The sequence below is a fragment of the Rhodovulum sp. DZ06 genome, assembly GCF_050586345.1.
In the GTDB taxonomy this organism is placed as follows: domain Bacteria; phylum Pseudomonadota; class Alphaproteobacteria; order Rhodobacterales; family Rhodobacteraceae; genus JBOCEF01.
In genome coordinates this window covers 1-21,598 of sequence record NZ_JBOCEF010000036.1, presented here as the reverse complement: position 1 = coordinate 21,598, position 21,598 = coordinate 1, and the positions used below count along the sequence as shown (strand labels likewise).

17 protein-coding genes, 1 tRNA gene and 1 pseudogene are annotated in these 21,598 nt (G+C 73.2%); 13 read left to right on the top strand and 6 right to left on the bottom strand.

Going from position 1 to position 21,598, the window contains the following annotated elements:
* Positions 1-26: 26 nt before the first annotated feature.
* Both dnaJ and ACQ5SO_RS15040 read left to right on the top strand, forming a co-directional pair.
* Positions 27-1,181, top strand: coding sequence for a molecular chaperone DnaJ (dnaJ, locus tag ACQ5SO_RS15045; protein ID WP_430942437.1), 1,155 nt, complete (start codon positions 27-29; stop codon positions 1,179-1,181).
* 159 nt (positions 1,182-1,340) lie between these two features.
* Positions 1,341-2,504, top strand: a complete 1,164-nt coding sequence (locus ACQ5SO_RS15040) for a cytochrome P450 (protein ID WP_430942436.1) — start codon at positions 1,341-1,343, stop codon at positions 2,502-2,504.
* Between the two features lie 267 nt (positions 2,505-2,771).
* Here the strand turns inward: ACQ5SO_RS15040 and ACQ5SO_RS15035 are convergent.
* Both ACQ5SO_RS15035 and ACQ5SO_RS15030 read right to left on the bottom strand, forming a co-directional pair.
* Positions 2,772-2,847, bottom strand: a tRNA-Val gene (locus ACQ5SO_RS15035).
* A gap of 59 nt (positions 2,848-2,906) precedes the next feature.
* The gene (locus ACQ5SO_RS15030) at positions 2,907-3,596 is read right to left on the bottom strand and encodes an HAD-IA family hydrolase (RefSeq protein ID WP_430942435.1); all 690 of its coding nucleotides are present in this window, start codon (positions 3,594-3,596) and stop codon (positions 2,907-2,909) included.
* A gap of 230 nt (positions 3,597-3,826) precedes the next feature.
* Between ACQ5SO_RS15030 and glmU the strand changes: the two genes are divergently transcribed.
* The 8 genes from glmU (at position 3,827) to ACQ5SO_RS14990 (ending at position 14,918) form a co-directional block, all read left to right on the top strand.
* The gene (glmU, locus tag ACQ5SO_RS15025) at positions 3,827-5,194 is read left to right on the top strand and encodes a bifunctional UDP-N-acetylglucosamine diphosphorylase/glucosamine-1-phosphate N-acetyltransferase GlmU (protein ID WP_430942434.1); all 1,368 of its coding nucleotides are present in this window, start codon (positions 3,827-3,829) and stop codon (positions 5,192-5,194) included.
* Positions 5,195-5,387: 193 nt separating this feature from the next.
* Positions 5,388-7,211: a glutamine--fructose-6-phosphate transaminase (isomerizing) gene (glmS, locus tag ACQ5SO_RS15020; protein ID WP_430942433.1), complete on the top strand. Its 1,824-nt coding sequence runs from the start codon at positions 5,388-5,390 to the stop codon at positions 7,209-7,211.
* A gap of 409 nt (positions 7,212-7,620) precedes the next feature.
* Positions 7,621-9,162, top strand: coding sequence for an ABC transporter substrate-binding protein (locus ACQ5SO_RS15015; protein WP_430942432.1), 1,542 nt, complete (start codon positions 7,621-7,623; stop codon positions 9,160-9,162).
* A 55-nt stretch (positions 9,163-9,217) separates the two neighbouring features.
* Positions 9,218-10,171, top strand: a complete 954-nt coding sequence (locus ACQ5SO_RS15010) for an ABC transporter permease (RefSeq protein ID WP_430942431.1) — start codon at positions 9,218-9,220, stop codon at positions 10,169-10,171.
* Positions 10,164-11,198 carry an ABC transporter permease gene (locus tag ACQ5SO_RS15005; protein ID WP_430942430.1) on the top strand — a complete coding sequence of 345 codons (1,035 nt, stop codon included), beginning with the start codon at positions 10,164-10,166 and terminating at the stop codon, positions 11,196-11,198. The genes ACQ5SO_RS15010 and ACQ5SO_RS15005 overlap by 8 nt, the downstream gene beginning before the upstream one ends.
* Positions 11,198-12,214, top strand: a complete 1,017-nt coding sequence (locus tag ACQ5SO_RS15000) for an ABC transporter ATP-binding protein (protein WP_430942429.1) — start codon at positions 11,198-11,200, stop codon at positions 12,212-12,214. The genes ACQ5SO_RS15005 and ACQ5SO_RS15000 overlap by 1 nt, the downstream gene beginning before the upstream one ends.
* Positions 12,211-13,191, top strand: coding sequence for an oligopeptide/dipeptide ABC transporter ATP-binding protein (locus ACQ5SO_RS14995; RefSeq protein ID WP_430942428.1), 981 nt, complete (start codon positions 12,211-12,213; stop codon positions 13,189-13,191). Before ACQ5SO_RS15000 ends, ACQ5SO_RS14995 begins: the two co-directional genes overlap by 4 nt.
* 182 nt (positions 13,192-13,373) lie before the next feature.
* Entirely contained in the window at positions 13,374-14,918 is a 1,545-nt protein-coding gene (locus ACQ5SO_RS14990; protein WP_430942427.1) for a flavin-containing monooxygenase, read from the top strand.
* 20 nt (positions 14,919-14,938) lie between these two features.
* On the opposite strand, the gene ACQ5SO_RS14985 is transcribed toward ACQ5SO_RS14990, so the two are convergent.
* Entirely contained in the window at positions 14,939-16,195 is a 1,257-nt protein-coding gene (locus tag ACQ5SO_RS14985) for a TetR/AcrR family transcriptional regulator (RefSeq protein WP_430942426.1), read from the bottom strand.
* A gap of 119 nt (positions 16,196-16,314) precedes the next feature.
* Between ACQ5SO_RS14985 and ACQ5SO_RS14980 the strand changes: the two genes are divergently transcribed.
* From ACQ5SO_RS14980 to ACQ5SO_RS14970, 3 genes are all read left to right on the top strand, one after another.
* Complete coding sequence (locus tag ACQ5SO_RS14980; protein ID WP_430942425.1) at positions 16,315-17,211, top strand: SDR family NAD(P)-dependent oxidoreductase; 897 nt, start codon at positions 16,315-16,317, stop codon at positions 17,209-17,211.
* Positions 17,212-17,392: 181 nt separating this feature from the next.
* On the top strand, positions 17,393-17,869 hold the full coding sequence (locus tag ACQ5SO_RS14975; protein WP_430942424.1) for a hypothetical protein: 477 nt from the start codon (positions 17,393-17,395) through the stop codon (positions 17,867-17,869).
* Positions 17,866-19,035 (top strand): DNA alkylation repair protein, encoded by a 1,170-nt coding sequence (locus tag ACQ5SO_RS14970; RefSeq protein ID WP_430942423.1) that lies wholly within the window; start codon positions 17,866-17,868, stop codon positions 19,033-19,035. Before ACQ5SO_RS14975 ends, ACQ5SO_RS14970 begins: the two co-directional genes overlap by 4 nt.
* Positions 19,036-19,262: 227 nt before the next feature.
* Here ACQ5SO_RS14970 and fmt read toward each other — a convergent pair whose 3' ends face one another.
* The 3 genes and pseudogenes from fmt to def all read right to left on the bottom strand — a co-directional run bounded on the left by fmt (position 19,263) and on the right by def (position 21,426).
* Positions 19,263-20,189, bottom strand: coding sequence for a methionyl-tRNA formyltransferase (fmt, locus tag ACQ5SO_RS14965; protein WP_430942464.1), 927 nt, complete (start codon positions 20,187-20,189; stop codon positions 19,263-19,265).
* A gap of 219 nt (positions 20,190-20,408) precedes the next feature.
* Positions 20,409-20,858 (bottom strand): annotated as a pseudogene (locus ACQ5SO_RS14960) (peptide deformylase); the annotation flags it as partial.
* A 43-nt stretch (positions 20,859-20,901) separates the two neighbouring features.
* Positions 20,902-21,426: a peptide deformylase gene (gene def / locus ACQ5SO_RS14955; RefSeq protein WP_430942422.1), complete on the bottom strand. Its 525-nt coding sequence runs from the start codon at positions 21,424-21,426 to the stop codon at positions 20,902-20,904.
* Positions 21,427-21,598 lie beyond the last annotated feature (172 nt).

The window sequence follows — 21,598 nt, the reverse complement described above, 5'->3', positions numbered from 1 at the left end:
GGGCGACGGACTGACAGAGGCAGAAGATGGACAAACAGGACTACTACGAGCTTCTCGGGGTCGAGCGCGGCGCGGATGCGGACGCGCTGAAGAAGGCGTACCGCAAGAAGGCCAAGGAGCTTCACCCCGACCGGCATCCCGACGACCCGACCGCCGCCGACAAGTTCAAGGCGGTGAACGAGGCGTATGACGTGCTCAAGGACCCGCAGAAGAAGGCGGCCTATGACCAGTTCGGCCATGCCGCGTTCGAGAACGGGATGGGCGGCGGCCCGCGGCCCGGCCAGGGCGCGCAGGGGGCGGATTTCGCCTCGGCCTTCTCGGACGTGTTCGACGACCTGTTCGGCGATTTCATGGGCGGGCGCGGCGGCGGCCGCGGCCAGCGCGGCGGGCGCGGGCGGCGCGGGTCGGACCTGCGCTACAACCTGCGCGTGACGCTGGAGGAGGCGTATGCGGGCAAGACCGCGCAGCTCAACGTGCCGACCTCGGCGCGCTGCGAGGTGTGCAACGGCACCGGCGCCGAGGGCGGCGCCGAGCCCGCCACCTGCCCCACCTGCGCGGGCCTCGGGAAAGTGCGCGCGCAGCAGGCCTTCCTGACGGTGGAGCGCACCTGCCCGACCTGTCACGGCCGCGGCCAGGTCATCAAGAACCCCTGCGGCGCCTGCGCGGGCGCGGGCCGGGTGCAGAAGGACCGGACCCTCTCGGTCAACATCCCGGCGGGCGTCGACACCGGCACCCGGATCCGGCTGGCGGGCGAGGGCGAGGCGGGGCTGCAGGGCGGCGCGCCCGGGGACCTCTACATCTTCATCGAGGTGGCCGAGCACCCGATCTTCGAACGCGACGGGCCGGACCTGCACTGCCGCATCCCGGTGCCGATGACCACCGCCGCGCTCGGCGGGGAAATCGAGACGCCGCTGATCGACGGCGGCCGGTCCCGCGTGAAGGTGCCCGCGGGCGCCCAGGCCGGCAAGCAGCTGCGCCTGCGCGAGAAGGGGATGCCGTCGCTCCAGGGCTCGCGCCATGGCGACCTCTACCTGGAACTGGCGGTCGAGACCCCGGTGAACCTGACCGCGCGGCAGAAGGAGCTGTTGAAGGAATTCGAGGCGGAGGCGCGCGACAACTCTCCGCGTCACCAGGATTTCTTCAGCAAGGTCAAGAGCTTCTGGGACGACATGACCAGCTGAGGGCCCTGCCCCGACGCTTCGCGGACGGCCGCGGCGGAGACCCCGCCGCGGCCGTTCTGCGTTCCGGGGCGCCGCGGTTCCGGGCGCGGCCCCGCCCCATGCGTGTTGACAAGTCATCACGCGCGTGGCTCCATTCCTCCCGACATCTGGGAGGATGAGATGACTGCAGCCCCGACCTATTCCATCGACCCGAAACGGTTCTGGGAGGACCCCTATCCCGATCTTGCGAAGATGCGCGCCGAGGCGCCGGTGGCCTATGTCCCCGAGCTCGACGCCATCCTGCTGACCCGCCGCGCGGACGTGTTCCGGTGCGAGAAGATCATCGAGGTGTTCTCCTCGGACCAGCCCGACGGGCTGATGACGAAGCTCATGGGCCGCAACCTGATGCGCAAGGACGGCGCGGAGCACATGGCCGAGCGCAAGGCCATCTTCCCCACCATCTCGCCGCGCACGGTGCGCGACACCTGGCGCGCGCAGTTCGAGGCGCAGACCGCGGCGGCGCTGGACGACGTGGCGCCGCTGGGCCGCGGGGACATGGCGCAGGGGATCGCCAAGCGGATCTCGGGCGAGGCGCTGAAGGCGGTGACGGGCCTGACGCAGATCTCCTGGCAGGAGATGGACGAAGGCAGCCAGGCGATGATCGACGGCTGCGCCAATTATGCCGGGGACGCGGGCGTCGAGGCCCGCTGTCACCGCGCCACCGCGATGCTGGACAAGGCTGTGGAGGAGCGGATGGCGCAATTGCGCGGCGCGCCCGACGCCTCGCTGATCTCGGTGCAGATGGAGGCGGGGCTGCCGGAGGAGCAGATCAAGGCCAACGTGAAGCTGGCGATCTCGGGCGGGCAGAACGAGCCGCGGGACGTGATCGCGGGCACGATCTGGGCGCTGCTGACGCATCCCGAGCAGCTGGCGAAGATCGAGGCCGGGGAGGCGACCTGGCTGAACGCCTTCGAGGAATACGTGCGCTGGGAGCCGCCGATCGGCATGTCCCCGCGGCGGATCGCGAAGGAATTCGACCTGCACGGAATCACCCTGACGCCGGAGCAGCGGGTGTTCCTGATGTTCGGCTCGGCCAACCGGGACGAGGACGTGTTCGAGCGGCCGGAGGTGTTTGACATCAGCCGCGACAACGCGGCGTCCATCGGCTTCGGCGCGGGGCCGCATTTCTGCGCCGGGGCGTGGATCTCGCGCACGCTGATCGCCGAGGTGGCGCTGCCGATGATCTTCGAGCGGCTGAAGGGGCTGCGGCTGGACGGGCCCGTGCGGCTCGGCGGCTGGGCGTTCCGCGGGCCGCTGGAGATGCCGGTGGCCTGGGACGCCTGAGGGCGCTCTACGAGGGCGCGTGAGGGGCGATGCGGGCGGTCTCGGGGGGCGTGAAGCCCCCGCTCGACCGCCCGCCGCCGCGCCGGGAAGCGGAGCGCCCGCGAAGGGCATGGCGCAGCCGCGGCGGGGCGCTTGCGGCGGGCGTGTGCGCGCAACGGAAAAAGGCCGCGCCCTGCGGTGCGGCCTTCAACCCGGGGACCATCGGCCTTGCGGCCCGGTCCAGCGGCGGTTCGAAATTACTTTCGAATATCAGCCGCTTGGCGATGGTGGTGGGCGGTACTGGATTCGAACCAGTGACCCCAGCGATGTGAACACTGTGCTCTACCAACTGAGCTAACCGCCCGGTGAGGGGGCTTTTATGGGGCTGCGCGAGGGGGGTCAAGAGGCTTTTTTCACCCCGCCTCATTTCCGCGGAACCAGCCCCTCCAGCACCCCCGCGAGGGCGCCGAAATCCGTGACCACCGCCGCCGGTTTCAGCGCGTGCGGATCGTCTGCGGACAGCCCGAAATCCATCAGCACCGAGGGCGCCCCCGCCCTGCGCGCCGTCTCGCGGTCCGTGACCGTGTCCCCGACCAGCACCGAGGCGCCGGGGGCCGCCCCCGCGCGCCGGATCGTCTCGTGCAGATGCTCGGGGTCGGGCTTGCGCACCGGCAGCGTGTCGGCGCCCAGAACCGCCGCGAAGCGGTCCAGCACCCCGAGGGCGGAGAGCAGCTTGCGCGCCAGCCCCTCGGGCTTGTTGGTGCAGATCGCCAGCGCCCAGCCGGAGGCCTCGAGCGTGTCGAAGCACGCCTCGACGCCCGGGAACAGCCGGGTCCGGTCGGCCAGCATCCCGTCATAGTCGAGCAGGAAGGGGGGGTAGAGCGCCTCCACCACCTCCAGCGCCTCCGCCCCGGCCAGGCCCGACCGCGCCAGGCCCAGCCGCAGCATCGCCCGCCCGCCGCGGCCCGAGACGCCGGCGTCCGGGCCCGGGTCCAGCCGCCCCGCGAAGCCGCCGCGGGCCAGCGCCGCGTTGGCCGCCGCGATCAGGTCCGCGCTGCTGTCCACCAGCGTGCCGTCGAGATCGAAGATCGCCCCGCGCCGCAGCTCGCCCATGCCGTTCCTCCTGCCCGTGCCGTCTGTCCGTGCCGTCTGTCCGTGCTGTCACGTTCCGACATGAAATCTGATCGCGGCGCGCCTTTCAGCCGCCGCATGCCGGCGCTATACACGAGGGTGTTAACCGAGCGTTGACCGAGGGTCGAGGAGAACCGGGCGACACAGCCCCCCGCCCCATACCGCCGAGCAGCCGGGCGAAGCCTCCCGGGACCCAGAACAAGGGCGCCACGATGACGAACCCCACCCGCCCCGCCGCCGCCGTGATCCTTGCGGCGGGCGTCGGATCGCGCATGAAGTCCGATCTGCCCAAGGCGCTGCACCAGGTCGGCGGCGCCCCGATGCTGGCCCACGTGATGGAGACGGCCGAGAGCCTCTCGCCCGACCGGCTCTGCGTGGTGGTCGGCCACGGCGCCGCGCAGGTCGCCGCCGCCGCGCGCGAGGCCCGCGAGGATGCAGCGATCGCCGAGCAGACCGAGCGCCTCGGCACCGCCCATGCCGTCGCCGCCGCGCGCGAGGCGCTGGCGGGGGCCGAGGGCGACGCGGTGATCCTCTATGCCGATACGCCGCTGATCCGCCCCGAGACGCTGGCGGCGATGCAGGCCGCGCGCGCGGAGGGCGCCGCGGTGGTGGTGCTGGGCTTCGAGGCCGCGATTCCCGGCGGCTACGGGCGGCTGATCCTGGGCGAAGACGGCGCCCTGGCGCGCATCGTCGAGGCGAAGGACGCCAGCGACGCCGAGCGCGCCGTCACCCTGTGCAATTCCGGCGTGATGATGGTCGATGCCGCGCGCCTGATGCCGCTGATCGACCGGGTCGGCAACGACAACGCCAATGGCGAGTATTACCTCACGGACATCGTCGGACTGGCCCGTGAAGACGGCCTGCCCTGCGCCGTCGTCACCTGCCCCGAGGCGGAGACGCTGGGCGTGAACTCGCGCGCCGATCTCGCCGCCGCCGAGGCCGCCTTCCAGGCCCGCCGCAGGGCGGAGGCGCTGGAGAACGGGGTGACGCTGCTCGCCCCCGACACGGTGTTCTTCAGCCATGACACCTGGATCGGCCGCGACGCGCTGGTCGAGCAGAACGTGGTCTTCGGTCCCGGCGTGACGGTGGAGACCGAGGCGACCGTGCGCGCCTTCTGCCACCTCGAGGGCTGCCACGTGTCCCGCGGCGCCGTCGTCGGCCCCTATGCCCGCCTGCGCCCGGGGGCCGAGATCGGCGCCGAGGCCCATGTCGGCAACTTCGTCGAGATCAAGAACACCACCCTCGGCGACGGGGCCAAGGCCAACCACCTGAGCTATCTCGGGGATGCGGATGTGGGCGCGGGGTCGAACATCGGCGCCGGGACCATCACCTGCAATTATGACGGCTACCTCAAGCACCGGACCGAGATCGGGGCGCGGGCCTTCATCGGCTCGAATTCGGCGCTGGTCGCCCCGGTGAAGATCGGCGACGACGCCACCGTGGCCGCCGGGTCGACCATCACCGCGGACGTGGAGGCGGAGGCGCTGGCCCTGTCCCGCGCCCGCCAGACCGCCCTGCCCGGCCGCGCCACGCGCCTGCGGCAGATGCTGGCGCGCAAGAAAGCCCAGCGCACCCACTGAGGCGCACCCACCGGGGCGCGCCGCCGGGGGGCCGCGCCGCGCGGCCCCGGCCGCGCGCGGGCCGAGGGGCTCGATGCCCCGACGGGCCGCCCGCCCGGCACGCAGACCGCCCCCGCCGCCGCCCTTTGCCGGGCGCGGCGCACCGATCCCGGACCCGCCCCCGCGCGCGTCCGAGCCTGCAGGAGAGAACGCCATGTGCGGCATCATCGGCATCCTTGGAACCCGCCCGGCGGCCCCGCTCCTCGTGGACGCGCTGCGCCGGCTGGAATACCGCGGCTATGACAGCGCCGGCGTCGCCACGATCCATGACGGGCGCCTCGACCGGCGCCGCGCGGTGGGCAAGCTCGACGCCCTCGCCGCCGTCCTCGACGCCAACCCCATCGACGGCGCCTCGGGCATCGGCCACACCCGCTGGGCCACGCATGGCGCCCCGACCGAGGCGAACGCGCATCCCCATGCCGCCGCCCGCGTCGCGGTCGTGCATAACGGCATCATCGAGAATTTCCGCGAGCTGCGCGCCGAGCTCGAATCCCGCGGCCACCGCTTCGCCACCCAGACCGACACCGAGACCATCGTCCACCTGACGGCCGATTTCCTCGACAAGGGCCTTGCGCCCAAGGACGCCGCCTTCGCCGCCATCGACCGGCTGCGCGGCGCCTTCGCGCTGTGCTTCCTGTTCGACGGAGAGCCGGACCTGATGGTCGCCGCCCGCCGCGGCTCGCCGCTCGCCATCGGCTATGGCGAGGGGGAGATGTTCGTCGGCTCCGACGCCCTCGCGCTGGCGCCGCTCACCGCCCGCATCAGCTACCTCGAGGAAGGCGACCGCGCGGTGCTGACCCGCGAAGGGGTCACCATCTGGAACGAGGACGGGGTGATCGCGAACCGCCCCGTCAAGCGCGTCGACGTCTCCGCCGCGCTGGTCGAGAAGGGCGAGCACAAGCACTTCATGGCCAAGGAGATCTACGAGCAGCCGACCGTGTCGGGATACACGCTCGGGCACCACCTCTCGGCCGACCGCCAGCGGGTGGAGAACGAGGCGGAGGAGATCGATTTCAACGAGATCGACCGCATCGTCATGGTCGCCTGCGGCACCGCCTATTACGCCTGCGCCGTGGCCAAGTGGTGGTTCGAGAAATTCGCCCGCATCCCGGTCGAGATCGACGTGGCCTCCGAGTTCCGCTACCGCGAGCCGCCGCTCTCGGACCGCGACGCGGCGCTGTTCGTCAGCCAGTCGGGCGAGACGGCGGACACCCTCGCCGCCCTGCGCTTCGCCGCCCAGCACGTGCGCCACGTGATCGGCGTGGTCAACGTGCCCGAAAGCTCCATCGCCCGCGAATCCGGCGTGGTGCTGCCGATCCTGGCGGGGCCGGAGATCGGCGTCGCCTCGACCAAGGCCTTCACCTGCCAGCTGCTGACGCTCGCGTCGCTCGCCATCCTCGCGGGCCGCAAGCGCGGGGTGATCGACGCGGCGGAAGAGGCGCGGCTCGTCGGCCATTTGTGCGAGGCGCCGCGGCTGATCTCCGCCGCCCTCGCCGCCGCCCCGGCGATGGAGAAGGCGGCGCGGGAGATCGCCCGCGCCCGCGACGTGCTGTACCTGGGCCGCGGGGCGATGTTCCCGATGGCGCTGGAGGGGGCGCTGAAGCTCAAGGAAATCAGCTATATCCACGCCGAGGGTTACGCCGCCGGAGAGATGAAGCACGGGCCCATCGCGCTGGTCGACCCCGCCGTGCCCGTGGTCGTCATGGCCCCGCGCGACGCGCTGTTCGAGAAGACCGTGTCGAACATGCAGGAGGTGATGGCCCGCGGCGGCAAGGTGGTGCTGATCGCCGATGCCGCGGGGGTGGCCGAGGGCGGCGACGGGATCGCCGCCTCGGTCGAGATGCCCGAATGCGATCCGCTGATCGCGCCGGTGGTCTATGCCGTGCCTGCGCAGCTGCTGGCCTATTACGCGGCGGCGGAGCTCGGGAAGGACGTGGACCAGCCGCGCAACCTGGCGAAATCGGTGACGGTGGAATAACCCGCCGCCCCGTCTTCCGTCCCAGCCCGGAGCAGACCGACGCCCCGCGCCCCATGGCGCGGGGCGTTCGCGTTGCGCCGCCTCCGCGCCGCACTTTTCCGAATCTCGGGTATGGCATTCCCATTTGGAACCCATAGGAGACCGCCGCACGTCGCGCGCCTGCGCGCCCTCCCGACGCTGCCGCATCGCAGCAAAACCCACCTTAAACCAGCCTGAACGCGGGAAAAAGTGACCGCATTTCCCCCGCTCCGCCAGCGGGATGAGGGAACCCATGCCGCGAATGCACTGCGAAAATCACTTCCGCCATGCAAATTTCGAAAAACGGGTATTCACAGGATGCAAGCTTGCAGCGATGATGCCCGCGAGCCCGGCGCAAGATCGGGCCGCGACATCTTCGGGAGGATCCGCCATGCACACCGACGCCCGCCTGCCCCGCCGCCGCCCGCGCGCCGCGCTCGGCGCCGCCGCCCTCGCCGCGCTGCTCGCCGCCGCCCCCGCCTGGGCCGAGAGCCCCCGCAAGGGCGGCGCGCTGACCGTGGCGGTGGAGACCGACGTGCGCGGCTTCGACACCGTCGCCGGCGGCGTGTTCGGCCCGACCGGGGAGATCGTCGCCCGCGCCATCGAGGAGCCGCTGCTGCGCTATGACTACGAGGCGGGCGAGTTCCGCCCCCTCCTCGCCACCGCCTGGGAGGCCTCCGAGGACGGCAGGACCTGGACCTTCACCCTGCGGGAGGGCGTGAAATACCACGACGGCTCGAGCTTCGACGCCTCGGACGTCGCGCATCACTACAACCGCATCCTCGACCCGGCGATGCAGTCGCGCTCGCGCTTCTTCCTGACCTCGATCGAGCGGGTGGAGGCGGTGGACGCGCTGACCGTGCGCTTCCACCTCAAGCATCCCTGGGCGGCGCTGCTCCCGTATCTCGCCACCACCTCGATGTCCGGGCCGATCCCGGCGCAGGAGGCGGTCGAGGCCGGCACCCAGAACCGCCATCCCGTCGGCACCGGGCCGTTCAGGTTCGTGCGCTGGGACAGCGGCGACCGGATCGTGGTGGAGCGGTTCGAGGACTACTGGGACAAGGACGCGATCCATCTCGACGGCATCACCTTCCGCATCCTGCCCGACACGCAGACGCGCTACGCCTCGCTGAAATCGGGCGAGGTGGACCTGATCTGGACCGACCGCGGGGCCACCATCCTCGACGCCGCCAAGGACCCGGCGCTGAACACCCACCACGCGCTCGGCGCCGGGGGCGAGACGCTGCTCTTGAACGCGCGCAACCCGCACCTGTCGGACCCGCGCGTGCGCGCCGCCATCGCCCATGCCTGGAACCAGGACGCGCTGGTGAAAATCTCGTGGCGGGACACGCGGCCGGTGGTCAGGCACCCGCTGGTGGGGCTGAAGGACTGCGGCGACGCCGATTACCGCGCCTATGACCCGGGCAAGGCCAAGGCGCTGCTGGCCGAGTATGGCAAGCCCGTCTCGCTGAGCATGATCCACACCGCGACGCCGCGCGGGCGGGAGCTGGGCGAGCTGATGCAGCAGATGCTCAAGCAGGTGGGCATGACGCTGGAGCTTCAGCCCGTGGACCAGTCGACGCTGGTCGCGCGGGTGTTCAAGCGCGACTACGACATCTCGGGCTGGCGGCTGGCGGACGGGCTCGACATGGGCCCGCAGCTCTTCGCCGGGGTGCATTCCAAGTCGCCCTACAACCTGACCGGCTTCAACGACCCTGAGCTCGACGCGCTGGCGCTGAAGATGCGCACGGCCCCGACGCGGGAGGCGCGGCTGGACCTGCAATGCGAGATCTCGGCGAAGATCAATGCCGACGGGCAGATGCTGTTCCGCGGGGGCGGGAGCTACTACGCCTTCTCGCGCAAGCCGGTCCGGGGCATCCCCGCGCCGCGCCGGGGCGTGGTGGACGTGACCCGCGCCTGGCTGGCGGAATGACCCTGCCCGCCGCAGCCGCCCGAGCAGCCGCCCGAGCGACCATCGGAGCCGCCCCATGCGCCGCCTGATCCTGCGCGCCCGTCGCCTGGCCGTGGTGCTGCTGGCCGTCACCTTCGCCACATTCGTGCTGGCGAGCGTGCTGCCCGGCGACGTCGCGTACCAGATGGCGGGGCTCAACAGCTCCGAGGCCGAGGTGCAGGCGATCCGCGAGGATCTCGGCCTCGACCGTCCCGTGCCCGTGCGCTACGCCGCCTGGGCCTGGGACGCGCTGCGGGGGGACTGGGGGGTCTCGCCCTTGAATGGCGAGGACGTGTTCGAGGCGGTGATGGGCCGCCTGCCCGCGTCGCTCGAACTCATGCTCCTGGCGCAGCTGATGGCGCTGGGGATGGCGGTTCCGGCGGCGCTGGCCAGCGCGCGCCGCCCCGGCGGGCGCTGGGATCGGGCGATCGGCGGGGCCGCCTTCGCCTCGGTCTCGATGCCCTCCTTCATGACCGGGATCCTGCTGATCTTCCTGTTCTCGCTGACGCTCGGCTGGCTGCCGGCCACCGGCTACACGCCCTTCGCCGAGGACCCTTGGGCGAACCTGCGGGCGATGATCCTTCCGGCGCTGTCGCTGGCGCTGGTGGAGTGGACGGTGCTGATGCGCACCCTGCGGGCCGAGATGATCGGCGTGTTGCAGGAGACCTATATCGCCCTCGCCCGCGCCAAGGGGATGAGCGACGCGCGCATCCTGCTGGTCCACGCGCTGCGGCCCTCGAGCTTCTCGATGATCACGGTGCTGGGCCTGCAGGCGGCGCGGCTGATGGGCGGCGCCATCATCATCGAGCAGATCTTCGGCATTCCCGGCATCGGGCGGCTGCTGATCCATGCCGTGAACACCCGTGATTTCGTGATGATCCAGGGCTGCGTGACGCTGTTCGCAGTGGTTTTCGTGGCGGCGAATTTCCTCGTGGACCTCGCCTACGCCTGGCTCGACCCGCGCACCCGGACGGAGGCCGCCCATGGCTGAACTGAGCGCATCCGGTCCGGGCGCTGGACCCGGCGCAGCCGGGAGGGGGGGAGCGGCGGGCGCCGCGGGCCGGGGGGCGGGCCGTGACCCCGCCGCCCCGGCCACGCCCGCCGCCGACCCCGCCGATTTCGCCGCCGTTTCCGCGGCCGAGGCGGCAGCCATCGACGCCCGCGCCGAGGCCGCCGCCGTGGCCGCGCAGCTCCGCGCGGCGCGGCTCGGCCCCGCCTTCTGGGCGCCGCTCTGCTGGCTGGCGCTGGTCGCCGGGCTGGCGCTGGCGGCGCCCTGGCTGGGCCTTGCGCCCGCCGACCAGATCGACTGGATGGCCATCGCGGCGGCGCCGGGGACCGAGGGCCACGTGCTCGGGACCGATCATCTCGGGCGCGACCTGCTCTCGCGCCTCGTGTGGGGGGCGCGGGTGTCGCTGACCGTCGGCCTCGCCGCCCCGGCCATCGGGGTGGGGCTGGGGCTGATCCTCGGCATCGCGGCGGGGTATTTCCGCGGCTGGATCGACGAGGTGGTGGGCGTCGCGGTCGACGCCTGGCTGGCGATCCCGGGACTGGTGATCCTGCTGCTGTTCTCGGCCCTGTTCGGCGGGTCCTTGTGGATGGTGTGCCTGTCGCTGGGGCTGCTCTTCATCCCCACCGCCGCGCGGATCGCGCGGGCGGCGACGATCCGCTGGGCGGGGGCGGAGTTCGTGACCGCGGCGCGGGCCATGGGCGCCTCGGACCTGCGGATCATGACGCGGGAGATCCTGCCCAACATCACCTGGCCGATGACCGCCTTCGTGCTGGTGGACATCCCCATCGCCATCGTGATCGAGGGGGCGCTGTCCTTCCTCGGCCTCTCGGTGCGCGCGCCGACGCCGAGCTGGGGCGGGATGATCGCCGAGGGGCGGGAGCTGCTGGAAAGCGCGCCCCATATCGCGCTGATCCCCACCGCGGCGATGTTCCTGACGGTGCTGAGCTTCAACCTCGTCGGCGACGCGGTGCGGCGGCGGCTGGCGGGCGACCGGGCGGGAGCGATCTGATGGACGGCGCGATGACCGACCGCCCCGCGGCGCAGGAGGCGCTGCTCGAGGTCCGCGACATGCGGGTGTCCTTCGCAGCGCCCCACGGGATGATCCGCGCGGTGCAGGGGGTGGACCTGTCGCTGGCGCGCGGCCGCACGCTGGGGCTGGTGGGCGAGAGCGGCTCGGGCAAATCCGTGCTGGCCCGGGCGCTGATGCGCCTGCTGCCGCCGACGGCGCTGATCTCCGCCGCCTCGCGCGTCGGTTTCGACGGGACGGAGGTGACCGCCCTGCCCGAGCGCGCCCTGCGCCGCTGGCGCGGGCCCGGCGCGTCGATGGTGTTCCAGGACCCGATGACCGCGCTGAACCCCGTCATGACCGTGGGCGCCCAGGTGCGCGAGGTGCTGTCGCGGCATCTCGGGCTGCGCGGGCGGGCGGCGCAGGCGCGGACCGAGGAGCTGCTGGACCAGGTCGGCCTGCCGCAACCGGCCCTGCGCGCGCGCCAGCACCCGCACCAGCTTTCGGGCGGGATGCGCCAGCGCGCGGCCATCGCCATCGCGCTGGCCGCGGAACCGAAGCTGCTGATCGCGGATGAGCCGACCACCGCGCTCGACGTCACCGTGCAGGCCGAGATCCTCGACCTGCTCGCCCGCCTGCAGCGGGAGCGGAACATGGCGATGATCCTCATCACCCATGACATGGGCGTGGTGGCCCGCTGCGCCGACGAGGTGGCGGTGATGTATGCAGGGCGGATCGTCGAGCGGGCGGCGGCGCCCCCCCTGTTCCGCGCCCCGCGCCATCCCTATTCGGCGGCGCTGCTCGCCTCGATCCCGCGGCTGGACGATCCGCCCCACCGGCGGCTCGACGCCATCCCGGGCCGCCCGCCGAGCCTCGTCGCCCCGCCGCCGGGCTGCGCCTTCGCGCCCCGCTGCGCCCATGCCGCGCCCGCCTGCGCCGAGGGGGTTCCGCCGCTCGCGCCCCTCGGGGCCGGCCGGGCCTGCGCCTGCCGCACGCCCCTGCCGGAGGACATTGCATGAGCCTCGACCACCCCGATCCCGGGATCCTGCTGTCGCTCGAAGCGGTCAGCGTCGAGCATCGCCTGCCCGGACGCCGCCTCGTCCACGCGGTCACCGACCTGAGCCTCGATCTGCGCCGGGGCGAGACGCTGGGCCTGGTGGGCGAGAGCGGCTGCGGCAAGTCCTCGGCCGCGCGGGCGGTGATGCAGCTGCCGCCGCCGACGCGCGGGCGGGTGGTGCTGGGGGGCGCGGCGCTGGGCGCGCTCGACCGCGCCGGGCTGCGCGCCGCCCGCGCCCGGTTCCAGATGATCTTCCAGGACCCGATCGCGTCGCTGAACCCGCGCCGCAGCGTGCAGGAGATCCTGTGCGCGCCGCTGGAGATCGCGCGGGCGGGGGACAAGGCCGCGCGCATCGCCCGGGCGGCGGCGATGCTGGAGAAGGTCGGCCTCGACCCCGCCGACGCCCTGCCCCGCCGCCCGTATGAATTTTCGGGCGGGCAGTGCCAGCGCATCTCCATCGCCCGGGCGCTGATGACCGGGCCCGAGCTGCTGGTCTGCGACGAGGCGGTCTCGGCGCTCGACGTCTCGGTGCAGGCGCAGATCCTCAACCTGCTCGAAGGGCTGAAGCAGGAATTCGGGCTGAGCATGTTGTTCATCAGCCATGACCTCGCGGTGGTGAAGCATGTCTCGGACCGGGTGGCGGTGATGCATCTCGGCATGCTCTGCGAGGTGGCGGGGGCCGGGGAGATCTGGCGCGCGCCGCTGCATCCCTACACCCAGCTGCTGCTCTCGGCCGCGCCGCCGCCGGACCCCGACGCGCCGGCGCCGGCGCGCGCGGCGCGGCCGGCGGAGCGGCCCTCGGCGCTGGATCCGCCCTCGGGCTGCCGGTTCCGCACCCGCTGCCCGCGGGCGAGCGAGGTCTGCGCGCGGCAGGTTCCCCCGCTGCGCGCGGTCGGGCCGGGGCGCGCCCTGGCCTGTCATCACCCGCTGGACGGGTGACGCGCGCCGCCCGCCCCGGCCGTGACCCGGGGCGGGCGGCGCGCTGATTTCAGAACATTAGGTTTGCTCAGCGCCGCGCGCCACCCCGGCCCGGGCAGGCGGAGAATCCCGAATTATTGGATTCAAAATTTGAGATACCCACGGGTTCCGCTAGGCTGGGGTCAGCGATTCGAACATTGGGTATGCACATGACCGAACAGCTTCCGCCCCCCGACCATGACGTCGCGATCATCGGCGCGGGCCTGTCGGGCATCGGCGCCGCGCGCCACCTGCAGGCCGCCCATCCCGGCAAGTCCTTCGTGATCCTCGAGGCGAAGCCGCGCATGGGCGGCACCTGGACCCAGTTCCGCTATCCCGGCATCCGCTCGGACAGCGACATGCACACCATGGGCTACGCCTTCAAACCCTGGACCGACGCCAAGGCCATCGCCGACGGCCCCGCGATCCTGTCCTATATCGAGGAGACGGCCCGCGAAGGCGGCCTCGGCCCGCGCATCCGCTATGGGCGCAAGGTGCTGCGGGCCGAATGGTCGTCCGAGGCGCTGCGCTGGACCCTGTCGATCCGCGGGCCGGAGGGGGCGGAGGCGCTGACCTGCCGGTTCCTGTTCTCCGCCGCCGGGTATTACGACCACGAGCGCGGCCACCTGCCCGACTGGCCCGGCTATGACGACTATGCCGGGATCAAGGTGCATCCGCAGTTCTGGCCCGAGGGGCTGGACGTGACCGGCAAGCGCGTGGCGCTGATCGGCTCGGGCGCCACGGCGGTGACGCTGACGCCCGCGCTGGCCGAGACGGCGGCGCATGTCGTGCAGGTCCAGCGCTCGCCGACCTACGTGGTGAACCGCCCGTCCGAGGACGCGGTCGGCAACGCCCTGCGCCGGGTCCTGCCCGCGACCTGGGCCTATCACCTGACCCGCTGGAAGGTGATCCTGCAGGGGCTGCTGCGCCGCCGCTGGGTGATGAAGGACGTGCCCCGCGCCAAGCGGGTGATGGTGGAGCGGGTGGGCGCGGCGCTGGGCGACGCGGTGGACTGGCGCAGGCATTTCACCCCCTCCTACTGGCCCGGCCAGCAGCGCATCTGCGCCGTCCCCGACGGGGATTTCTTCGAGAGCCTGAAGGCCGGGAAATGCTCGATCGTGACCGGCGAGATCGAACGCTTCACCGAAACCGGCCTGCGCATGGCCGACGGCGCGGAGATCCAGGCCGACATCATCGTCACCGCCACGGGGCTGGAGCTCTTGCCCGTGGGCGGCATGGAGATCGTGGTGGACGGCCAGCCGGTCGAGATGGGCGAGACGCTGATCTACAAGGGCTTCATGTACGCGAACCTGCCGAATTTCGTGTATTTCACCGGCTACACCAACGCCTCCTGGACGCTGAAGCTGGACCTGGTGGCCGCCTTCGCCTGCCGCCTGCTGGGGTTCATGGACGCGCAGGGCTACGCCCAGGTCACGCCGCGCGCGACGGCCGAGGACATCGCCGGCAAGGACCTGAAGCCCAAGTTCCTCGCCGGTTACTTCCTGCGGGCGATGGACCGGATGCCGAAGATGGGCGCCGCCGCCCCCTGGGTGCACGAGCAGGACTATTTCCACGACCGCAAGGCCATCGGCCGGGGGCGGCCCGATGACGGCACGCTGGATTTCTCTCGGGGGCCGGACCCGGTGACGCTGCCGGACGCGCAGCGGCGCGGGGGCGCGCCGGACGCGGCGGGGGTCGCCGCGCAATGAAGGCGGCGAGGCGGGCGGCCTCAGCCCCCCGGCGGGTCGGTGAAGAACCCGGTGCGCAGCGGCGCCGCGAACAGGCGCGCGGCCTCGGCCGGGCTCTCGCGATGGTCGGCCCAGACGCGGAAATCCACCGCCCCGTTCAGCAGCGCCATCACGCATTGCGAGGCGATCAGCGGGTCCACCGGCCGCACCGAGCCCTCGGCGATGCCGTCGATCATCATCCCCGCGAAGCGCAGCGCCGCGCGGTCCGAGCGGGCCACCACCTTCGGGCGCAGCTCGGAGGGCAGCGCCTGCATCGCGGTGGTGCGCAGCAGCGGGTGCGCCCCCGAGAACTGCACCTGCAAGAGCGCGTTGATGCAGGAGGCCAGCCGCGCCTGGAAATCCGGCGCCGGCGCGTCGATGGCGAGGCGCTGCGCGCGGCTCAGCCGCTCATAGCTCTGCGCGAAGCAGTCCATCACCAGATCGTCCTTGGCGTCGAGATGGTGGTAGAAGCTGCCCTTGGAGACGTTGAGCCGCGCCGCGATCCGCTCCACCGAGGCGCCGCGATAGCCGCGCTCGTTCAGAAGCTGCGCGGCGGCGCGCAGGTAGGCGTCGCGGTCGATCTCGGCCCCCGCGCCCGCCCCCTCGGGGCCCACGTCCAGCGGCGCCGGGTCCCAGGCCGCACCCGCCGGGGCGAAGCCGGTCTCGAACAGCGCCAGCAGCCGCGCCTCGACCCGCGGGAAATCCGACAGCGCATAGCGCGGCAGCCAGGCGCGCAGCCAGTGCATGCACTCCATCAACGCCTGCGCGCGCGCCAGGTCCACAGCCCGCTCGGCCGGCGCCCGGCGCGGGCCGAAGAAATCCGCGACCCGGTTGACCAGCCCGCGATAGCGCGCGCTCAGCCGCGCGGCCGCGTCTTCCTCCATCGAGCGGATGTCCGACAGGATCGGGGCCAGCCCCTCGCCGCCCCGGCGCGCCTCGGCATGGGCGGCGAGCACGCCCGACACCATCGCCCCGAGCCGCGCGCGCGGGGTCGCCTCGGCGCCCGCCGCCTCGATCACGAGATGCTGGCGGTCGAGCGCGGCGTCGAGCGCGGCCTCGGCCAGCAGGTCCTTGCGGCGGAAGTAATAGGTGACGGAGGTGGTCTTGAGCCCCGCCGCCTCGGCCGCGGCGGCCAGGGTCAGGCCCTGCAGCCCGCGGTCGGCGATCAGCCCCGAGGCGGCGCGCACGATCTCGGCCCGCTTGCGCTGGAAACGGCCGGACTCCGCGGCCGTGGCGGGAGGATCGGAAACCCTGGACATGATCAGGACTTAGACCCGGGGCGCGGCGCCGTCAATCGCGGGCTGCGAAGAAGTCGTTGTTTTTCAACAAATCGTTGCGGAAGCCCCGCAACAGCCCGGCATGAAAAAAGGAAACCATCATGAACTCGGCGGACTGGGCCCTCGCGGGCAAATCGGTGATCGTGACCGGCGCGGCCTCGGGGATCGGGCGCGCGGCGGCGCTGGCCTATGCGGCGGCGGGGGCGCAGGTGCTGGCCTGCGACCTGGCCGAGGGGGTCGAGGAGGTCGCGGCGCAGATCCGCGCGGCGGGCGGCGCGGCGCGGGCGATGCGCATGGATGCGGGGGCCGAGGGCGACGTGATCGGGGCCGTCGACGCGGCCTGCGCGGATCATGGCGGGCTCGACGTCATCTTCGCCAATGCGGGGATCACCGGCGGGGTGCGCGGGCTGTTCGACCAGACCGCGCAGACCTGGGCCGAGGTGCTGCGGGTGAACCTGGTGGGCCCGTTCCTGGCCATCCGGCACGGGGCGCCGCGGATCGAGGCGCGGGGCGGCGGGGCGATCGTGCTGACCGCCTCGGTCGCGGGGCTGCGGGCCAATGCGGGTCCGGCCTGCTACTCGGCCTCCAAGGCCGGGGTGATCAACCTGGCCCAGACCGCCGCGCAGGAGCTGGCGGGGACCGGCGTGCGGGTGAACGCGATCTGCCCGGGGCTGATCGAGACGGGGATGACGCGCCCGATCTATGACTACGCGCGGGCGGTGGGGGCCGAGGGGCGGCTGGGGTCGCTCAACCCCCTGCGCCGGGGCGGCGCGCCCGAGGAGATCGCGGCGACGGCGCTGTTCCTGTCCTCGCCGCTGAGCTCCTACATCAACGGCCAGGCCATCGCCGTGGACGGGGGGCTGAGCGCGTCGCATCCCCACGGCCCGCGCGCGAGCGCCGAGGAGATGCAGGCGGCCATCGCGGCGGCGGCGCGCGGCGCGGAGGCGGAGGCAGGGGCGGAGGCAGGGGCGCAGGCGCAGGCGCAGGAAGCGGACTGAGCCCCCCGAAACCGCTTTCGCCGCAATGCAATAGAGCCGCGCGCGGGCGCCCCCCGCGCGCCTCCACCGTTGACAGGACGGCGGGTTGCGACGCATTAAACCAGTGTACGGATCCGCGGCCCGGCGACCCCGGCCGCGGCGTCCCGCGCCCCCCGCGCGCCCAGTTTCGGAGACGACGCCCATGACCGGACCGATCCTGCGCAGCTGCGCGGCCCTTGCGGCCGTCGCCCTGCTGGCCAGCTGCGGCCCTTCCGCCAGAAAGGCGCCGGTTCAGGCGAGCCTGATCCAGCCCGACTGCTACACCGTCGATCCCTACAAGAAGCTGCGGATCGCCAAGCCGGCCAAGAGCCTGCCGGAGCGCATGAGCGCGTTCCTCGGGGCCTGGGGCGGCGGCGCATGGGGCGGCGCGGTGTGCCATGACCTCTACGTTCTGAAGGTCGAGCCGACGGGCGACGCGATCCTGTTCGACGCGCATGGCCCCGGCTTTTCCACCGACGCCACCGCCTTCACCCGCCGCGGCGTGATCGGCGAGGACGGGCGGCTGCGGGTGCGCAAGGGCTCGGCCAAGGTGGAATACTGGATCGAGGACGGCCGCCTGCACGGCGTGCGCAAGCAGGGCCACCACACCACCCAGATCATCCTGACGCCCAAAGCGTGAGCCGCGGGAAGGACGAGAGGCCCCGCGCGGGCCGCAAGGGCGGCGCCGGCGGGAACGCGGACGGCGCCCCGGCGCGCGCGCCCGGAAAGGGGCTCGGCAAGGGGCCCTTCAATGATCCGGTCAAGGGGCGCGGCAAGGGACGCCGCGGCGCCCGCGGCAAGGGCTGGGACGACGCCGCCCCCGCCGGCGCGCCGATCGACCCGGCCTTCGCGGATGACGACGCCCCCCGGATCGACTCCCCCGGGACGGCCCCCGACGCGGCCGAGGCCCCCCGCAAGCCCGCGCGCAAGCCCGGCTGGGCCAAGCCCGGCCGCCTGCGCGCCAGGGCCCGCGCCCAGCGCCGCGACGCCGCCGCGGCCCAGGGGGCCGAACGGGCCGCCGGGACCGACGCCGCGCCGCAGGCCCAGCCCCAGGGCGATTTCCTGCCCGTGCCGATCCCGCCCCGCCCCGCCGCCACCAGGGCGGGAGAGGCGGCGCTGGAGCAGATCCGCGCCCGCGCCCTGCCCGGCAAGGGCGCCGAGATGGCGCGCTATCACAAGACCGGGCGGCTCTGCCTCGGGGTCGCCAATCCCGATCTGGACGAGCTGGCCCGCGACTGGCGCGCGCGGATCGAGGCGGAGGCCGAGGCGGCCGGGCGTCCCGCGCTGCCGGACCGGCTCGCCCTCGCCGCCGACCTGTGGGACACGGGCGTGTTCGAGGCGCGCATCGCCGCGGCCAAGCTGCTCACCCAGGCCCGGATCCGCGATGACGGCGACGCCTGGGCGCTGATCCTCGGCTGGGTTCCGGAGTTCGACGGCTGGGCCATCGCCGACGCCGTGGCGGGGGCCGCGCAGCGCCGCCTCGCCGCCGACCCGTCGCGGATCGAGGCGCTGGCGCCGCTGGTCGGCTCGGATCACCTCTGGTCCCGGCGCGCGGCGCTGGTCTTCACCCTGCCCTTCGCCAAGACCCGCCATCCGGGCGCGGGCGAGGCTGCGGCGCGCGATCTCGCCCTCGGCTGGGCCGCGTCGATGGCCCCGGACCCGGAATGGTTCATCCAGAAGGCGGTCGGCTGGTGGCTGCGCACGCTCTCGGCCCATGACCCGGAGCGGGTGCGCGCCTTCATCGACGCGCATGGCGATGCGATGAAGCCCTTCGCGGTGAAAGAGGCGCTGCGCAAGCTGGACTGACCCTTGCGCCCGCGCGCGGCGGCGGCCCCTGCAGGCGCCGCGCCGGGGCGGACCCCAACCAGAAGCGAAACGGATGAGGCGGCGCGGCCGGGCGGGCGCGCGGGGGGCGCCAGCCCCTCTCCGCGCCCGGCCGCACGTGGCCCGCATGCCGCGTGGGGTGGGCTTCGGTCCGCTCAGGGGGACAGGCCCCCGTTCGCGTCCCGAGGCGGCTGCGCCGCCAGGCGCCCTCAGCCCAGCGTCGCGCCCCTGGGGATCGGCAGGCCGCGCAGCGCGTCGGCGGCGTCCATCGCGCCCTTGCCCGCCCGCTGCAGCCGCAGGATGCGCACCGCGCCCGTCCCGCAGGCCACGGTCAACGCGTCGTCCAGGGTCTCGCCCGGGGCGCCGGTCCCCGCGCCCTCCCCGCCGACCACCTCGGTCAGCAGCGCCTTGATCCGGGCGCCGTCATGCTCGAACCAGGCGCCCGGGAAGGGCGAGAGGCCGCGCACCAGCCGGTCGACCTCCGCCGCCGTGCGGGTCCAGTCGATCTTCGCCTCGGCCTTGTCGATCTTGGCGGCGTAGGTGACGCCCGCCTCGGGCTGGACCTCTTCCACCGCGGTCCCGTCCGCCAGCGCCGCCGCGGCCTCGACCACCATCCGCGCGCCCATGGCCGAGAGGCGGTCATGCAGCGTCGCGGCGGTGTCCTCGGCCCCGATCGGCGTCGCCTCGCGCAGCAGGACGGGGCCGGTGTCGAGCCCCGCCTCCATGCGCATGATGCACACGCCGGTCTCGGCATCGCCTTCCATGATCGCGCGCTGGATCGGCGCCGCCCCGCGCCAGCGCGGCAGCAGCGAGGCATGGATGTTCACGCAGCCCAGCCGCGGCGCGTCGAGCACCGCCTGCGGCAGGATCAGCCCATAGGCCACGACGACGGCGAGGTCGGCGCCCAGCGCGGCGAACGCGGCCTGCGCCTCCTCGCCCTTGAGCGAGACGGGATGGCGGACCTCCAGCCCCAGCGCCTCGGCGCGGGCCTGCACGGGGCTCGGGCGGGGTTTCTTGCCGCGGCCCGCCGGGCGCGGGGGCTGGGAATAGACGGCGGCGATCTCGTGCCCGGCCTCGACCAGCGCGTCGAGCGCGGAGACGGAGAAATCCGGGGTTCCCATGAAGACGATGCGCATGGCGGCGGGGCCTCCTTGTTCTTCCTGTGCGGCGGGCGCGGGCGCAGGGGCCCCGGGCGTCGGCGCTTCGGGCCGGGGCGCTTCGGGCCGGGGCGCTTCGGGCATGGCAGCTTCGGGCCGGGGCGCGCCTGGCGCGGGCGCCGCCCGCTCCGCCCCCCGCGGCGCGGCGCGGCGGGCGAGGGCGGCGAGCGCCGCGCGCCGCTCGGCCGCGGGCAGAAGGTCGATCAGCGGCCGCCCCTCGACCGCGTCGATCATCCCTTGCGCGGCGGCGGCGCGGGCGCCGGTCAGCACCTTCTCGCGCAGCTCGCCCCCCGGCGCGGTCCAGGACAGGGTCACCACCGCCGCCCGCTCGATCACCCCGGAGACGCCGGGGAAATTCGGGGACGCCGCCGTCGCCGCCATCCGGTCGCGCGAGGCCCAGGCGAGGCGCGGGTTCAGCATCGGCTCGGGCGTCCCGTCGAGGCTCATCACCGCGAGGCGGCGCATCAGGCCCACCTGCGGCCCGGCCAGCGCGTCGAGCCCCGCGGCGGCGCGCAGGACGTCCAGCCGCGCCAGCTGCGCGCGCGTCTCGGCGTCCGCCCGGATCACGAAGGACCCGGAGGTGGCCAGCCGCGGATCGGGCCAGCGCAGGAAGGGCGCGAAGGGATCGTCGTCGCGAGGGTTCGACACGGGGCTCGGGCCTCCCCCCGGGCGCGGCTGCGGCGGCGGCGCCTCAGGCGCCCTGCTTGGCCCGCTCGCGCTTCAGCTTCTTCATCTTCTGGGTGATCATCTGCCGCTTCATCGAGCCGAGATAGTCGATGAAGAGCTTGCCGTTGAGGTGGTCGATCTCGTGCTGGGCGCAGGTGGCGCGCAGCCCGTCGAACTCGCCCTCGCATTCCGTCCCGTCGCGGTCGAGCCAGCGCACCCGCACCCGGTCGGGGCGGGTGACGTCGGCATAGATGTCGGGGATCGACAGGCACCCTTCCTCGTGCACCCGGGTCTCCTCGGAGGTCCAGACGATCTCGGGGTTCACCAGGGCCATCGGCTCCGGCGCCTCGTCCTTCTCCGAGCAATCCATCACGAAGAGGCGCTGCATCACGCCGATCTGGCTGGCGGCGAGGCCGACGCCGGGCGCGTCGTACATCGTCTCGAGCATGTCGTCGATCAGCGCGCGCAGATCGTCGTCCACGGCCGCGACCGGGTCGCAGACCTTCTTCAGGCGGGGATCGGGATGGATCAGGATCGGGCGCAGGGTCATGGCGGGTCAGCTAAGCGATGCGCCGGGGAGGGTCAAGAAGGCGCGGGGCCGCGGGGGGGGGGGGGGGGGGGTTTTCCTTCCCCCTCCCCCCCCCCCCCCCCCCCCCCCCCCGCCCCCGCCCCCAAAACCAAACCACAAAGAGGGAAAAAAGGAGGACTGGAGCCAGGGACAG

Excerpts from the sequence above, each read along its gene's own strand:
- dnaJ (WP_430942437.1), top strand. The coding sequence starts at position 27 with ATGGACAAACAGGACTACTACGAGCTTCTCGGGGTCGAGCGCGGCGCG.
- ACQ5SO_RS15040 (WP_430942436.1), top strand. The coding sequence starts at position 1,341 with ATGACTGCAGCCCCGACCTATTCCATCGACCCGAAACGGTTCTGGGAG.
- ACQ5SO_RS15030 (WP_430942435.1), bottom strand. The coding sequence starts at position 3,596 with ATGGGCGAGCTGCGGCGCGGGGCGATCTTCGATCTCGACGGCACGCTG.
- glmU (WP_430942434.1), top strand. The coding sequence starts at position 3,827 with ATGACGAACCCCACCCGCCCCGCCGCCGCCGTGATCCTTGCGGCGGGC.
- glmS (WP_430942433.1), top strand. The coding sequence starts at position 5,388 with ATGTGCGGCATCATCGGCATCCTTGGAACCCGCCCGGCGGCCCCGCTC.
- ACQ5SO_RS15015 (WP_430942432.1), top strand. The coding sequence starts at position 7,621 with ATGCACACCGACGCCCGCCTGCCCCGCCGCCGCCCGCGCGCCGCGCTC.
- ACQ5SO_RS15010 (WP_430942431.1), top strand. The coding sequence starts at position 9,218 with ATGCGCCGCCTGATCCTGCGCGCCCGTCGCCTGGCCGTGGTGCTGCTG.
- ACQ5SO_RS15005 (WP_430942430.1), top strand. The coding sequence starts at position 10,164 with ATGGCTGAACTGAGCGCATCCGGTCCGGGCGCTGGACCCGGCGCAGCC.
- ACQ5SO_RS15000 (WP_430942429.1), top strand. The coding sequence starts at position 11,198 with ATGGACGGCGCGATGACCGACCGCCCCGCGGCGCAGGAGGCGCTGCTC.
- ACQ5SO_RS14995 (WP_430942428.1), top strand. The coding sequence starts at position 12,211 with ATGAGCCTCGACCACCCCGATCCCGGGATCCTGCTGTCGCTCGAAGCG.
- ACQ5SO_RS14990 (WP_430942427.1), top strand. The coding sequence starts at position 13,374 with ATGCACATGACCGAACAGCTTCCGCCCCCCGACCATGACGTCGCGATC.
- ACQ5SO_RS14985 (WP_430942426.1), bottom strand. The coding sequence starts at position 16,195 with ATGTCCAGGGTTTCCGATCCTCCCGCCACGGCCGCGGAGTCCGGCCGT.
- ACQ5SO_RS14980 (WP_430942425.1), top strand. The coding sequence starts at position 16,315 with ATGAACTCGGCGGACTGGGCCCTCGCGGGCAAATCGGTGATCGTGACC.
- ACQ5SO_RS14975 (WP_430942424.1), top strand. The coding sequence starts at position 17,393 with ATGACCGGACCGATCCTGCGCAGCTGCGCGGCCCTTGCGGCCGTCGCC.
- fmt (WP_430942464.1), bottom strand. The coding sequence starts at position 20,189 with ATGCGCATCGTCTTCATGGGAACCCCGGATTTCTCCGTCTCCGCGCTC.
- def (WP_430942422.1), bottom strand. The coding sequence starts at position 21,426 with ATGACCCTGCGCCCGATCCTGATCCATCCCGATCCCCGCCTGAAGAAG.